The sequence below is a fragment of the Deltaproteobacteria bacterium genome (genome assembly GCA_030690165.1).
In the GTDB taxonomy this organism is placed as follows: domain Bacteria; phylum Desulfobacterota; class GWC2-55-46; order UBA9637; family UBA9637; genus JACRNJ01.
Genome location: JAUYHF010000003.1, coordinates 1 through 13,242 on the forward strand (window position 1 = coordinate 1; position 13,242 = coordinate 13,242).

At 43.5% G+C, this 13,242-nt stretch carries 16 protein-coding genes, 1 tRNA gene and 1 pseudogene; 15 read left to right on the plus strand and 3 right to left on the minus strand.

Annotation, left to right across the window (positions count from 1 at the left end; genetic code table 11):
• The first annotated feature begins 237 nt into the window (after positions 1-237).
• From Q8P28_00345 to Q8P28_00405, 13 genes and pseudogenes are all read left to right on the plus strand, one after another.
• Positions 238-456, plus strand: coding sequence for a hypothetical protein (locus tag Q8P28_00345; GenBank protein MDP2681247.1), 219 nt, complete (start codon positions 238-240; stop codon positions 454-456).
• Positions 449-1,501 carry a heat-inducible transcriptional repressor HrcA gene (hrcA, locus tag Q8P28_00350; GenBank protein ID MDP2681248.1) on the plus strand — a complete coding sequence of 351 codons (1,053 nt, stop codon included), beginning with the start codon at positions 449-451 and terminating at the stop codon, positions 1,499-1,501. The genes Q8P28_00345 and hrcA overlap by 8 nt, the downstream gene beginning before the upstream one ends.
• Positions 1,502-1,588: 87 nt before the next feature.
• Positions 1,589-2,200: a nucleotide exchange factor GrpE gene (gene grpE / locus Q8P28_00355; GenBank protein ID MDP2681249.1), complete on the plus strand. Its 612-nt coding sequence runs from the start codon at positions 1,589-1,591 to the stop codon at positions 2,198-2,200.
• Between the two features lie 42 nt (positions 2,201-2,242).
• Positions 2,243-4,033, plus strand: a pseudogene (dnaK, locus tag Q8P28_00360) (molecular chaperone DnaK).
• A gap of 5 nt (positions 4,034-4,038) precedes the next feature.
• On the plus strand, positions 4,039-5,136 hold the full coding sequence (gene dnaJ, locus Q8P28_00365) for a molecular chaperone DnaJ (GenBank protein MDP2681250.1): 1,098 nt from the start codon (positions 4,039-4,041) through the stop codon (positions 5,134-5,136).
• Positions 5,133-6,434: a penicillin-binding protein activator gene (locus Q8P28_00370; GenBank protein MDP2681251.1), complete on the plus strand. Its 1,302-nt coding sequence runs from the start codon at positions 5,133-5,135 to the stop codon at positions 6,432-6,434. Before dnaJ ends, Q8P28_00370 begins: the two co-directional genes overlap by 4 nt.
• A 9-nt stretch (positions 6,435-6,443) precedes the next feature.
• Positions 6,444-6,923, plus strand: a complete 480-nt coding sequence (moaC, locus tag Q8P28_00375; protein ID MDP2681252.1) for a cyclic pyranopterin monophosphate synthase MoaC — start codon at positions 6,444-6,446, stop codon at positions 6,921-6,923.
• A 58-nt stretch (positions 6,924-6,981) separates the two neighbouring features.
• Positions 6,982-7,350, plus strand: coding sequence for an RNA polymerase-binding protein DksA (gene dksA / locus Q8P28_00380; protein ID MDP2681253.1), 369 nt, complete (start codon positions 6,982-6,984; stop codon positions 7,348-7,350).
• A gap of 33 nt (positions 7,351-7,383) precedes the next feature.
• Positions 7,384-8,382: a galactose-1-phosphate uridylyltransferase gene (gene galT, locus Q8P28_00385; protein ID MDP2681254.1), complete on the plus strand. Its 999-nt coding sequence runs from the start codon at positions 7,384-7,386 to the stop codon at positions 8,380-8,382.
• Positions 8,383-9,630, plus strand: a complete 1,248-nt coding sequence (locus Q8P28_00390) for an ATP-binding protein (protein MDP2681255.1) — start codon at positions 8,383-8,385, stop codon at positions 9,628-9,630. It abuts the gene before it with no gap.
• A complete protein-coding gene (locus Q8P28_00395; protein MDP2681256.1) occupies positions 9,627-9,992 on the plus strand; it encodes a response regulator in 366 nt (121 codons plus the stop codon). Before Q8P28_00390 ends, Q8P28_00395 begins: the two co-directional genes overlap by 4 nt.
• Positions 9,993-9,998: 6 nt before the next feature.
• Positions 9,999-10,074: transfer RNA gene (locus tag Q8P28_00400), tRNA-Ala, on the plus strand.
• A gap of 109 nt (positions 10,075-10,183) precedes the next feature.
• The gene (locus Q8P28_00405; GenBank protein ID MDP2681257.1) at positions 10,184-10,624 is read left to right on the plus strand and encodes a hypothetical protein; all 441 of its coding nucleotides are present in this window, start codon (positions 10,184-10,186) and stop codon (positions 10,622-10,624) included.
• A 72-nt stretch (positions 10,625-10,696) separates the two neighbouring features.
• On the opposite strand, the gene Q8P28_00410 is transcribed toward Q8P28_00405, so the two are convergent.
• The gene (locus Q8P28_00410; protein ID MDP2681258.1) at positions 10,697-11,353 is read right to left on the minus strand and encodes a BON domain-containing protein; all 657 of its coding nucleotides are present in this window, start codon (positions 11,351-11,353) and stop codon (positions 10,697-10,699) included.
• Between the two features lie 91 nt (positions 11,354-11,444).
• Positions 11,445-11,654 (minus strand): WYL domain-containing protein, encoded by a 210-nt coding sequence (locus Q8P28_00415; protein MDP2681259.1) that lies wholly within the window; start codon positions 11,652-11,654, stop codon positions 11,445-11,447.
• Positions 11,655-11,960: 306 nt separating this feature from the next.
• Between Q8P28_00415 and Q8P28_00420 the strand changes: the two genes are divergently transcribed.
• A complete protein-coding gene (locus Q8P28_00420; GenBank protein MDP2681260.1) occupies positions 11,961-12,452 on the plus strand; it encodes an HIT domain-containing protein in 492 nt (163 codons plus the stop codon).
• A gap of 216 nt (positions 12,453-12,668) precedes the next feature.
• The gene (locus Q8P28_00425; protein ID MDP2681261.1) at positions 12,669-13,124 is read left to right on the plus strand and encodes a hypothetical protein; all 456 of its coding nucleotides are present in this window, start codon (positions 12,669-12,671) and stop codon (positions 13,122-13,124) included.
• A 15-nt stretch (positions 13,125-13,139) separates the two neighbouring features.
• Here the strand turns inward: Q8P28_00425 and Q8P28_00430 are convergent.
• Positions 13,140-13,242: IS3 family transposase (locus tag Q8P28_00430; GenBank protein ID MDP2681262.1), on the minus strand; the 103-nt coding region annotated here is incomplete at its 5' end.

Genomic DNA, 13,242 nt, shown 5'->3' on the forward strand with positions numbered 1-13,242 from the left:
CATCCATGGAGGAGATTGAACTACAGTAAACATGCTGACAGATATAAAGATATAAACAAAAAAGAATTGAGGGAGGCTGATACATAAAACAGGACATTTCTATTTTGGTAAGAATAGGACATTTCTATTTTGGCTTTACATGTCAAGAAAAGTTAGTTGACTTTCCTTGTCCGGCGGATTATGTTATTAAAAACATCTCCCCGATAGAAACACTCGGGGATAAACGGAGAAATCTTTATGGGAGATAAAGAGAATATAAATCAGAAGAGTCCTACTGAGTTCACGCCAAAGCGGTGGGTTGGCTTAAAGGTTTTTGGAATTATCCTTATTCTTCTTGGAACAATAAATATTATATTTTATTTGAAGATGGGGATAGAGGCTCAGGGATTCTATATCCTGATGGTAGCCGCCGGGGTGGTGTTATTTATAATAAGTTTATGGAGAAATTATGAATGAGACAGCGGCAACACGTATTAAAAATATACTTCAGACCGTAATCATACAATATATCTATGCCGGCGAGCCTGTTGGCTCAGGGATGGTGAGCAAGAGGCATATTCCACACCTAAGCCCCGCCACAATAAGGCATATCATGTCGGAGATGGAGGAGATGGGGTATCTGATGCAGCCACATGCCTCTGCGGGCAGGATACCTACTGATAAAGGCTTCAGATTTTATATTGACAGTATCCTGAAGATAAAGGAGCTGCCCCAGGCAGAGAGAGAAAAGATAAATGCACGGTGTCAGAGGTCACAGGAGATTGAAAATATAATGTCCGATGCGTCAAGCATCCTGTCGTCCCTGTCAAATTGCATGGGTGTTGTTCTTGCCCCAAGGTTTGATAATGTTTTTATAAAGCACATTGAATTTATAAGGCTCGGCAGGACACAGGTTATGATGCTGCTTGTTTCCAACTCGGCCATTGTCCAGAATTATATTGTCAGGATAGAAGAAGACTTGAAGCAGCATGACCTTGAAAGGATGTCGGCTTATTTAAACAGTATTGCAAAGGGGTTGACACTGCGGAAGCTCAAGAAAAAGATAATAGAAGAGATGAGGAAGGAAAAAACCCTTTACGACCGGCTTATGGCAAAGGCGCTTAAATTAAGCAAGGCCGCCCTGGATGAGGGCAAAAACAGAAATGCCGGCAATATATATGTGGAAGGCAAGGCCAATATATTTGACCAGCCTGAATTCATTGAAGACGCGGAAAAGATGAAACTCCTCTTCAAAACATTTGAGGAGAAATCGGTTCTGGTGAAGGTGCTTGATAAGGCTATGGACGCCAATGGCGTTCAAATATTTATCGGCCCTGAGAGCGGATTTGATGAAATCAGGGAGTGCAGCGTTGTAACCGCGCCTTACAGCAACAACGGCAATATATTTGGAACCCTTGGGATAATAGGGCCTATGAGGATGAATTACTCCAGGGTCATACCTCTGGTAAATTATACCGCGGATCTTTTAAGCGATATAATGGCCAGAAGAGAAGCGGTGTAAGAAACAGTGTCAAAGTGTCAGAGTATCAGAGTAACAACTTTGACTCTCTGAATCTTTGACTCTTTGACACTTTTATGGGGGGAATACATGGGAGAGCAGGAAAAAGAGGACATAGAAATAGAATCCCCTGATAAAGACCTTCAGGGACAGGCGGAAATAAAAAGGCTCAATCTTTGCCTTGAGCAAAAGACAAAAGAGGCAGAGGCAGCCTTTGATAAATTTTTAAGGGCATGCGCAGACCTTGAAAACTACAAGAAGCGGGCAGAAAAAGAAAAAGGTGAATTGATAAGCTTTTCAAATGAAAGGTTTATAAAAGAGGTCCTCCCTGTAGTGGATAACCTTGAAAGGGCAATTGACCATATAGAGGATGAATCAGATCTTGCCGCTGTGAAAGATGGAATAAAACTTGTCCTTGATAATCTTTTGGCTGTCCTAAAAAAGTTCGGCGTTGAGGCGGCCTCTGCAATGGGCGATAAATTTGACCCAACAAGGCATGAGGCAATAAGCCAGGAAGAGATATTGAACTCTGATCCGGGAACTATTATTAAGGAGTTTCATAAAGGTTATTACCTTAACGGCAGGCTTTTAAGGCCTGCCATGGTTGTTATAGCAAAGGCGACGGAAAAGTCTAAGGAAAAAGAAGAGACAGAGGAAGGGAGGACTGAAAAGCAGAGTCAGAGAGCCATAGAGTCAGAGTAAAGACTTTGACTCTCTGAATTTTTGACTCTTTGACACTATTTTATGGGCAAGGTAATCGGCATAGATCTGGGCACAACCAATTCCTGTGTTGCTGTTATGGAAAACGGCAGCCCTGTTGTCATACCTAATCAGGAGGGGGGAAGGACAACCCCTTCTGTCGTGGCTTTTACCGATTCAGGAGAGAGGCTTGTCGGACATGCCGCTAAGAGACAGGCTGTTGTAAATCCATCCAACACATTATATGCGATAAAAAGACTAATCGGCAGACGCTATGATACCCCTGAGGCAAAACGGACAAAGGAGCTAGTGCCGTTTAAAATAGTTGAAGCGCCAAACAGCGATGCATGGGTAGAAATCAAGGGTAAAACCCTGTCTCCGTCAGAGATATCCGCCATAGTTCTCCAGCGGATGAAGGAGATAGCCGAGGATTATCTCGGAGAAAAGGTGTCAGATGCTATAGTAACTGTGCCTGCATATTTTGATGACAGCCAGAGGCAGGCAACAAAAGACGCCGGGCAGATAGCAGGGCTGAATGTCATGAGGATTATAAATGAGCCTACCGCGGCCGCCCTTGCCTATGGTCTTGATAAGAATAAAATGGGAAAGGTTGCCGTGTTTGACCTTGGCGGAGGGACATTTGATATATCAATCCTTGAATTGAATGAAGGTATTTTTGAGGTCAAGGCGACAAACGGCGACACTTTTTTGGGCGGTGAGGATTTTGACCAGAGGATAATAGATTTTCTTGTGGAGGAATTTTTAAAGGAAATTGGCATAGACCTGACACAGGATAAGATGGCGCTTCAGAGGCTCAAGGAGGCGTCAGAAAAGGCGAAGTGTGAATTGTCATCGGTTTTTGAAACAGAGATACATCTCCCCTTCATATCTGCTGACAACACAGGGCCAAAGCACATTAGAAAAAAGATAACCAGAAGCGAGTTTGAAAAAATGACAGGCGACCTTGTTGAGAGGCTCGTTATGCCATGCCACATTGCGCTATCGGATGCTGGACTTGAACCAAAGGATATAGATGAAGCAATCCTCGTGGGCGGCATGACAAGAATGCCGCGGGTAGTTAAAAAGGTTGAGGAGATATTTTCAAGGCCTCCGAACAAAGGGGTAAATCCTGACGAGGTTGTTGCTATTGGCGCTGCTATCCAGGGCGGCGTTCTGAAGGGCGAGGTAAAGGATATAATCCTGCTTGATGTCATACCGCTTTCCATCGGCCTTGAAACCAGAGGAGGGGTATTTACAAAACTGATACCAAGAAATACAACGATACCCACAAGAAAGAGCCAGATATTTTCTACTGCTTCGGATAATCAGACAATGGTTGCTATACACATACTTCAGGGCGAAAGGGAATTGGCTGCGGACAACAAATCCCTCGGAAGGTTTGAATTGGTTGATATCCCGCCGCAGCCTATGGGGGTTCCGCAGATAGAGGTGACCTTCGATATAGACGCCAACGGCATCCTTCATGTCTTTGCAAAGGATATTGGAACAGGCAAGGAACAATCGATAAAGGTTACAGCCTCATCGGGCTTAAGCCGCGTAGAGATAGAAAAAATCATAAAAGACGCGGATGCCCATCAGGAAGAGGATAAAAAAAGGAAAGAGATTGTTGATGCGAGAAACACTGCGCACGGCCTTATATATACGACAGAGAAATTGCTTTCCGAGACTGGAGGCCGGATTAAAGAGGCTGACAGGAATGTTGTGAGAGACGCATTGAATGTATTGAAAAATGCGATAGAAGGTTCAAATCCAGAAACTATAAAGGCTGCTACAGACAGATTGTTTCAGGCGTCAACAAGATTGACAGAGGGGATGTAAGGATGGCAAAAGACTTTTATGAAATATTGGGCGTTGACAGAGGCGCCTCTGATGAGGAGATAAAAAAGGCATACAGGCAGCTTGCCCACAAATATCATCCTGATAAACATTCTGGCAATAAAGCTAATGAGGAGCATTTTAAGGAGATAAATGCCGCTTACGAGGTTTTGAAAAACCCTGATAAGAGGGCGCAGTATGACAGATTCGGATATGCGGAGACAGGGGCGGGCTTTGGACCAGGGGCCGGGTTTGGCGCTGATTTTCAGGATTTGTTCGGCGATGTGTTTGGAGATTTCTTTGGGGCAGGCAGAAGACGCGCAAGGGGGCAGCGCGGTGCGGATTTTAGATATGATCTGGAGGTTACCTTTGAAGAGGCAGCCTTTGGCGCAGAAAAAAAGATAAAGATTCCTAAGACAGCCAAATGCCAGAAATGCAATGGAAGCGGCGCAAAACATGGAACATCTCCCGCACAATGTCCAACCTGTCATGGAAGGGGGCAGGTCAGCTACCAGCAGGGCTTCTTCAGTATATCCCGCCCATGTTCCCACTGCAGGGGTGAAGGGACTATCATAAAAGATCCCTGCGCTGAATGCAGCGGCATGGGCAGGGTAAGGGAGATAAAAAGTCTCAACGTAAAGGTTCCACCCGGAGTTGAAACAGACACAAGGCTTAGGTTTTCTGCTGAGGGGGAGGGGGGTATCCACGGAGGGCCTCCTGGTGACCTCTATATAATCATAAACGTCAAACCTCATCCCATATTCCAGAGACAGAATGATGATATAATATGCGAGGTTCCGGTAAGTTTTCCTCAGACGTCGCTTGGTTGTGAGATAGATGTTCCAACACTTGAGGGAAGCGTCAAGCTCAAGATCCCTGCCGGAACCCAGTCAGGGAAGGTATTCAGGCTTAAAAACAAGGGCATAGCCTCGCTTCGGACAGGCCAAAGGGGAGACCAGAATGTAATTATAAAGGTAGAAACCCCGACAAGGCTTACATCCCGGCAAAAAGAACTTATGGAAGAGTTTGCCAGAATAAGCGGAGAAGAGACAAATCCAATAAAAAATAATTTTTTGGAAAAGGTAAGAAACCTGTTTGAATGAAAGATAAACCAAAAGTTAGAAGTCAGGAGGTAGGCGCAGGCTTTAGCCTGCGGCTTAAACGCAACCTAAAGGTTGCGGCTACCAGTTTACTATTCGCTGCTTACTGCATACTGCTTACTGGTACAGCCTTTGCCTTGGAATCATCGCCCCCCGCCGCTGCTCAACCCATGCCCATCGCAAGGATTGGCGTTATTCTGCCTTTGAGCGGAAAGTATGCCACATTCGGGGAGCAGGCATTAAAAGGAATATTGCTTGCAGCAGGCATATTTGAAACAAAGGAACAAGAGGGCAAGGGGGCAAGGAGGCAAGATAATATCCAAACCGCGAATGTGGAAATAATTATCAAAGATACCAGAGACGATCCGATTGCATCGGCAAATGCTGTGGAATATCTTGCCTTAAATGAAAATGTTGTCGGCATAATAGGCCCTCTTTTAACCATAACCTCAACGGATGCCGCCGGAAAAGCGCAGGAATTAAAAGTTCCAACAATTGTTCTATCGCAGAAGGAAGGCATTACCAATGCAGGCGATTATATATTTAGAAATTTTTTATTGCCGTCCGAACAGGCAAAGGCCATTGCTCTTTATGCCATGAACAAATTAAACCGTAAAAAGTTTGCCGTGCTTTATCCTAACAGCCCCTACGGGACAGAACTTGCCAATCTCTTTAAAGAGGAGGTTAAGAAAGGCAAGGGTGTGATAGTGGCTGAGGAGCAATATAAAGAGGGTCAGACATATTTTGGCAAAGAGGTAGTGCGGCTGTTTAAAATAAAGGAGACTGAAAAGAAGGAAGGCAGAAGGAGCATAAGGACATTTAAAGCAACTGTGACAGCGGACGCGCTTTATATACCGGATTATTTTAATACTATCGGCCTCATAGCCCCTCATCTTGCATATTATAATATCAAAGATATTAAACTCCTTGGGTCTAACGGATGGAACTCTCCCAAGCTTATAGAACTGGCAGGTAAATATGTGGAAGGCGCAGTCTTTACAGATGGGTTCTTTGCAGGCAGTAAAAGAGAGGCTACCTTGCAGTTTGTGAATAATTTTAAAGATATCTACGGCACAGAGCCGGGTATTATTGAGGCGCAGGCCTATGATGCGGCAAGAATAATGATAGAAGCCATTGCAAAATGGAATGGAGGAAAAGAAGAGATACGGGCAATCCTTGCAGATTTAAAAAATCTTCCCGGCGCAACAGGCAATATTGCCTTTGATAAAGACAGGGAGGCTGTAAAGGATATTTTTATGCTTGAGGTCAGGAAAGGGAAGATAGTGGAGGTGAAGGATTAAATTTTATTTATGCCAAAACTTACCCATATAGATAAAAAAGGCAAGGCAAAGATGGTTGATGTGACTGCTAAAGATATAACTGAGCGTGAGGCGGTTGCAAAGGGGAGTGTCTTTATGCAGCAAGGCACATTGAAAGTTGTTCTGGCAAATGAGATTAAAAAGGGAGATGTCCTTGGTGTTGCAATGATTGCCGGCATTATGGCAGCGAAAAAGACGGGTGAGATGATACCCCTGTGCCATCCCCTGAATATAACCTCTGTAGATATATCATTTGAACCGGTACGAGACAAAAATTGTATTGATATAACTGCAACTGTGAAGGTTTCCAGCCAAACAGGCGTGGAAATGGAGGCATTGACAGCAGTTTCAGTCGCTGCCTTGACTATATATGATATGTGCAAGGCTATTGATAAAGGTATGACTATCTCCAACATACGGCTTATGAAAAAGACAGGCGGCAAGAGCGGGACATATATAAGAAAAAATTAAACTCAAATTCTCATTTTTGTGTTTATATAAATTTGCTATTTGGGTATAATTCATCATTATGGAAAAAGAAAAAAAGGAATTCTTCAGAAATCTGCTTAATCAAAAGCTGGAAGAACTGCTTACAGTGGCCGGAAAGGCTGTAGTGGAGATGAGCAGCACAAAGGAAGAGGCCTTTCCTGATCCGACTGACAGGGCATCCCTTGAAACAGACAGGAATTTTCTGCTGCGGGTCAAGGACAGGGAACGAAGGCTTATAGCAAAGATACAGGAGGCGCTGAAGAGGATAGATAACGGCGCTTATGGAATATGCGAAATATGCGGCGAGGAAATATCAGAAAAAAGGCTTGAGGCAAGGCCTGTCACAACATCCTGCATAAAATGTAAAGAAGAGGAAGAGGCGCAGGAAAAACTGAGAAAGACCCAATGAAAAAATTGCATTCTACAAGGGAGAACAGCGACGATGCCGGAACTTAGAAAAGATCCTATAATTGGAAGATGGGTAATTATTTCGACGGAAAGAGGAAAAAGGCCTTCAGAATTCCTGGTTCAGCACCCCCCTACCAAAAACGGTTTCTGCCCGTTTTGCCCAGGGAATGAAGATAAAACCCCGCAGGAGATACTGGCCTACAGGCCGGATGATTCTAAACCTGATACGACCGGCTGGACCCTCAGGGTTGTGCCGAATAAATATCCTGCCCTCCGCATAGAAGGTGATCTTGACAGAGAAGGCGATGGCGTGTATGACAAGATGAACGGCGTAGGCGCCCATGAGGTGATAATTGAATCTATCAATCACAAAGATACCTTATCCGGCATATCAGAAAAACAGTTTGAGGATGTCCTGTGGGCATACAGAGACAGGATTATAGACCTTAAAAAAGACCCCAGATTTCGTTATATCCTTATATTCAAAAATTATGGCGAGGCCGCAGGCGCCTCGCTTGAACACCCCCATTCACAGCTTATAGCGCTGCCCATCATACCTAAAAGGGTTGTAGAGGAATTAGATGGCTCGCTTGAGTATTACAATTACAAGGAAAGATGCATATTTTGCGATATTATCCGTCAGGAGATAATGCAGGGGGTGCGCATCGTGGCTGAAAATCAGGATTTTATTGCAGTAACCCCGTATGCGCCAAAGGCTGCATTCGAGATATGGATCCTTCCAAAGAAGCATGAGTCTGCCTTTGAAAACGGCCAGAGACATGAATACGAAAACCTTGCCAAACTCTTTTCCAATATATTAAAAAGAATGGACAAGGTCCTTAATTCTCCGCCCTATAATTTTATACTCCACACATCGCCTTTAAAAGACGGCAATAGCCAGCATTATCATTGGCACTTTGAGATAATGCCGACATTAGTCAAAGTTGCAGGCTTTGAGTGGGGTTCTGGTTTTTACATAAACCCGACCCCGCCGGAAGAAGCGGCAAAGTTCTTAAGGGAAGCAAAGGTATAGATGGGTTACGATATTCTTGTAAAGGTGATAGAATTGACCGATTCTGAAGAGGCCATTGAAAAAAGGCTTAAGGGTGTTGCCAGACTCCTGGCAGGGTCTTTTGCCTTTGATCAGTGCGCTATATATTTATTTGACAAGGATAAAAAAATTTTAAATCTTGCCGTAACAGCAGGGGACAAACGATCCGCCGGGGGCGGATGCCAGGCGGCATACAAAGAAAACGAAGGCTTTCCTGGTTTGGCCATTAAGAAAGGGAGACCTGTATTTGCAAGTAGGTCTAAACCAGCGAAAGGATTATGGCAGAAGGTTTCTGACAAAGGCGCGAACGGCTTTGCTACTATAGTCTGCTGCCCGGTAAAGGATGATTGGCTTTATGGCGTCCTGTATCTTAAAAACAAAAGGGAGAAGACTCTATCGCCTATACAAAAAAAGCTCTTTTCTGTAATTGCGCTTCAACTTGCCACGGCTATTAAGAATTACGAGTATATTGTCAATTTAACAGATGCCAATACAAGGATGAAGGATATGCAGGCAAGGTTAGTCCATGCAGAAAAACTGCTTGCCTTGGGTGAGATGGCCGCAACCCTTGCCCATGAAATAAGAAACCCGCTTATGTCCATCGGTGGTTTTGCCAAAAGGCTGCATCAGCAGAATATCCTTGATCCTTCTCATGTTATATACGTAGAGAGAATTGTAAAAGAGGTTGAAAGACTTGAAAAACTTATGGATGGGATAGTCCATTTTTCAAGTAAAAGCGGCTACGAGTTTTTATCTGAAGACATAAACAAGATTATGGAAGAGGTTATCCAATTTTTTGAAGACGATTTCAGGAGAAACAGAATAGATGTCATCAAAGACCTTTCTCTTGATATGCCGATGATAGAGGTTGACCGTCAGCAGGTAAAATTGGCTTTTAATAATCTCATGGCCAATGCTATTCAGGCAATGGGAGACGGCGGAACGCTTACCATAAAAACCAAACATAAAGACAAATGGATAGTAACAGAGGTGAGCGATACAGGCGGCGGCATTGCCCCTGAAATAATGGGCAATATATTTAACCCGTTTTACACCACTAAAGAAACAGGCACAGGTCTTGGCCTTGCCATAACGCATTCCATTATAACAAATCATAAAGGCATTATAGAGGTTAACAATAACATGGGGATAGGGGTTACATTTACAATAAAACTGCCTGTCGCAATAACCGGTAAACTGTTAACTGTATTAAAAAGGAGGACACTATGAATGAAAAGATCCTTGTAGTAGATGATGAGGAAGGAATAAGGCTTTTATACAAGGAAGAACTTATGGACGAAGGGCTGGATGTGCATCTGGCAGCATCAGGAGAAGAGGCCCTTGCCAAACTTGAGAAGGATAAATTTGACCTCGTAGTCCTTGATATAAAGATGCCCGGAATGGACGGCATAGAGGTGCTCCGAAGGATAAAGGAAAAATGGAAAAACCTTCCAGTAATCTTATCTACTGCCTATCATCACTATAAACAGGAATTCGGCACATGGGCGTCCGACGCATATGTGGTAAAATCATCTGACCTGAAGGAATTAAAAACAACCATTAAGGACATACTTAATACTGGCAAGAGATAGGCAGATGGGGCGGTAGCTCAGTTGGGAGAGCGTCACGTTCGCAACGTGAAGGTCGCCGGTTCGATCCCGGTCCGCTCCACCAAAGTTTATTAATGTTGATGTATGTATTGACATAATTGTATGTATCTTGTTATATATTTCGCGCAAATATTTTTGAAGCATAAAACCCATATTTATAGAAAGGTTAACTTATGATTAAAATCAAAGGATATGTCACTAAGAATTTGGGAGCTGAAACCAGCAATGTGGGAGGGCAATTGCCGCTTATTGCAAAGGAATTTCCGGAAGTTGAGGCATGTCATAAGGGCACGATTAATCTTCTGTTGACAAAACCCCTCGTTGTTCTAAAACCCGACCAACAGACTTCTCCCATTCAATGGCTTGGGAAGAATGCTGCGGGAGAGGTATTTGACCTGCTTCGTATTGAGTTTGAGATGACCAGAGTCAATAAAAAGATACAGGCTTGGCTATTTATCTCACATTGGTCGCCCAATAGAGCTAAGCCATGGGTGCACGAGGTCATTGCCCCTTATTGTGATGGTATCCAGGCTGGCGACGAGTGCATAATACACATAAACCGTGAGTATGTTTCATTGGATTTCGACAACGCAAATACGGTTTATATTGTCTAATGTATGCAATGGTTGCGCCTAACAAGGCATTTAACTTAGTTCTGGTCAATTAGGTCCAGTTTTTTAAAGCCGTCATCTCACCACGTTCAACCTGCTCACCACCTCATTCACACCCCAAACATACCACGCATCATCTTCTGCAGCGTTTTTTGAAGCCTCGCTGTGCACAACACCATCCAGGGTTACGACACAGTTTTTGGTTGTGGCTTTTATGTTGCTGTGATTTACCAGTGTGTCTTTTTCCAGCGCAAGCATGACTGCGTCTGTTATTTCATCATCCGAATCCTCTTCTGGCGGAATAACCTCAAGGCTGTTTATGACATCCGCACTGCCAGGCACCCACCATGCAAGAAGCCCTGCAAGCCGCTTATGGCTTAAAGACGGCACAGCCCCTTCTATGTCAACAATGCCGTTGTTGACCTCTACCCCTATCGGGATATTCCTGAGGGTTGGTTCCTCGGTAAAGGCATCGCAGATATGGTTTTTTATCTCCTTATCTCCCATCTCTTTCGCAGGCCTTACCCTAAGCCTGTCAATAACGCCTGATGTTCCCGGGATACCCATTGCAATAAGAATGGCCATTTTCTTGTGGGCAATGCTATTCACTACCCCTTCCATTATAATGGCATTCCCTTCCATTTTGAGATGGATAGGGTGTTTTACAGGGTCAATATGCAGCTCCTTTTCCAGCGATGCCTTTATGGTCTTCAATATCTCATTTTCTTGCATGTAGCACCCCTTTTTAGTATCAGCGAGTTAGAAATTTGCTCTGCTTAATAAAGCATGGCAGTCAACAGTCAAAGAAATATGTCCGAGTAGATTAGTCATAATATTTTCTTGCCTCTGTAAACTCTTCAGATAGTGCCTTTCTTAATTTCTCCGGTTTCAACACCTTTGCCTCTGCGCCGAATGACAATACCCATTTTTTTACATCCCAAAAGCCGGATGTCTTAATCTCAAGGATTATTGAGCCATCTTTTTGCTCTTTAATCTTTTGATTTTTAGCCCATGTTCTTAAGGATGCTACCAATAAATTGCAAAAGGGTCAATATGAATAGCCAAATTATCACTTCTAAAAACATAAACTTTATGATAGGTTAAGAGCAATTTTCTATGTCCTACAACGAAGCCGATACACGGGCAACTCACTATCCCGAATTTTCCATCGCTGGAAGAACTCAAACGTCGTTATACCGAAGCCATTCTTAAAGGCGCTATTGCAAAAGACAAGGCTTAGAAAATCACTCAACGAGCCGTATTATTACACACCATCGCTCTCGCTCCTCAGCGCCTTGCATCTGGGCGATTTTTGAGTGTGAAACTACCATAGAGGAATATGAAACAGATTTGGGCGCCCTGGCGCGCAGAGTATATCTTCGGACAAAAATCTAATAAGTGCATATTTTGCAAAGGGAGCAGCAAGGACGACAAAAAGGATCTGCTTCTTTACAGAGGGGATTTTGCGGCTGTTATGATGAATAGGTTTCCTTATAACAACGGCCATCTTCTTGTGTATCCGTGGAAACACACAAGCCTGTTGGAAGATATGGAAAAAGAAGAAACATTAGAGCTTTTTAGACTCATACAAGATTCTATTGCAATCCTGAAAAAAGAAATGGCTCCGGGTGGATTTAATATAGGCATGAATCTTGGCAGAGAAGCAGGGGCAGGGATAGAAGAGCATATCCACTTTCACATAGTCCCCAGATGGAATGGAGATACAAACTTTATGCCTGTGATAGGGGAGGTCAGGGTTTTACCGGAACACCTTCAGGCTACCTACGATAAGCTTTACCCTTATTTTGAAAAACTAAAACTACCTTCTTAAGCTCATTCTTTATTGAAATATATTTAAATCTGTGCTAATGCTCATTTAGTCGTTTAGATAATAACTGGTTCTCCCTTCGCTTCGCTCAGGGAGAACGCGGGGCTGAGCCATGTGCCCCATCCCTCCGCTACGCTACGGGATAAGCAGGAGTGTAAGACCGATACGCTCCTACGGGGCTACGGCTTAACTCCGCATTAACATCCAAAGAAAAAACAAATGAATAAATCGATCATTCATCTTATCTTGGTTGTTTTGCTGGCTGTTTTCATTTCCCCGACAGCTTCATTAAGCAAAGATAATAAATCATCTCCAAGAGCCATACTCGACGATCTCCAAAAGGGTTTCTGGCTCAACAAAGCCTATTTAACGCAATTGCTAAAAACAAAATCACCACAAAAAGCGCAAGTAAACATTCACGAGTCCGGCTTTTGGGTCAAAAAGGAAGATGATAAGTACCCTGTTCTGGTTGGGTTTGACTTTCATGATTCTGGCACGAGCTTTACAATTACCGGTATAAGAAAGACCAGCACAAAAGGCGTTTACGAATTGGTAACAACGCCTGAACCTTATTCTAATATCAAGCAGCAGCGTGTTACCCTTATGAAAAGGAAAAGCGGTGACGAAATTCAATGGAAGTTCACGTCGAACAATATGGACTTCCCCCGAATTTAAGGACACTAAGTTAGGTTAGGCTACCATAGATTCGAGCTCATAAGATACTGGAGAAAGATACCCCAGTGTTGAGTGACGTCTCTTTCGATTATAGAATATTTCAATATAATTAAAAATA

Bases quoted from the DNA above. Each gene is read 5' to 3' on its own strand.
- Q8P28_00345 (MDP2681247.1), top strand. From the start codon at position 238: ATGGGAGATAAAGAGAATATAAATCAGAAGAGTCCTACTGAGTTCACG.
- Q8P28_00405 (MDP2681257.1), top strand. From the start codon at position 10,184: ATGATTAAAATCAAAGGATATGTCACTAAGAATTTGGGAGCTGAAACC.
- galT (MDP2681254.1), top strand. From the start codon at position 7,384: ATGCCGGAACTTAGAAAAGATCCTATAATTGGAAGATGGGTAATTATT.
- Q8P28_00370 (MDP2681251.1), top strand. From the start codon at position 5,133: ATGAAAGATAAACCAAAAGTTAGAAGTCAGGAGGTAGGCGCAGGCTTT.
- Q8P28_00395 (MDP2681256.1), top strand. From the start codon at position 9,627: ATGAATGAAAAGATCCTTGTAGTAGATGATGAGGAAGGAATAAGGCTT.
- moaC (MDP2681252.1), top strand. From the start codon at position 6,444: ATGCCAAAACTTACCCATATAGATAAAAAAGGCAAGGCAAAGATGGTT.
- Q8P28_00425 (MDP2681261.1), top strand. From the start codon at position 12,669: ATGAATAAATCGATCATTCATCTTATCTTGGTTGTTTTGCTGGCTGTT.
- dnaJ (MDP2681250.1), top strand. From the start codon at position 4,039: ATGGCAAAAGACTTTTATGAAATATTGGGCGTTGACAGAGGCGCCTCT.
- Q8P28_00420 (MDP2681260.1), top strand. From the start codon at position 11,961: ATGAAACAGATTTGGGCGCCCTGGCGCGCAGAGTATATCTTCGGACAA.
- Q8P28_00390 (MDP2681255.1), top strand. From the start codon at position 8,383: ATGGGTTACGATATTCTTGTAAAGGTGATAGAATTGACCGATTCTGAA.
- hrcA (MDP2681248.1), top strand. From the start codon at position 449: ATGAATGAGACAGCGGCAACACGTATTAAAAATATACTTCAGACCGTA.
- grpE (MDP2681249.1), top strand. From the start codon at position 1,589: ATGGGAGAGCAGGAAAAAGAGGACATAGAAATAGAATCCCCTGATAAA.
- dksA (MDP2681253.1), top strand. From the start codon at position 6,982: ATGGAAAAAGAAAAAAAGGAATTCTTCAGAAATCTGCTTAATCAAAAG.
- Q8P28_00410 (MDP2681258.1), bottom strand. From the start codon at position 11,353: ATGCAAGAAAATGAGATATTGAAGACCATAAAGGCATCGCTGGAAAAG.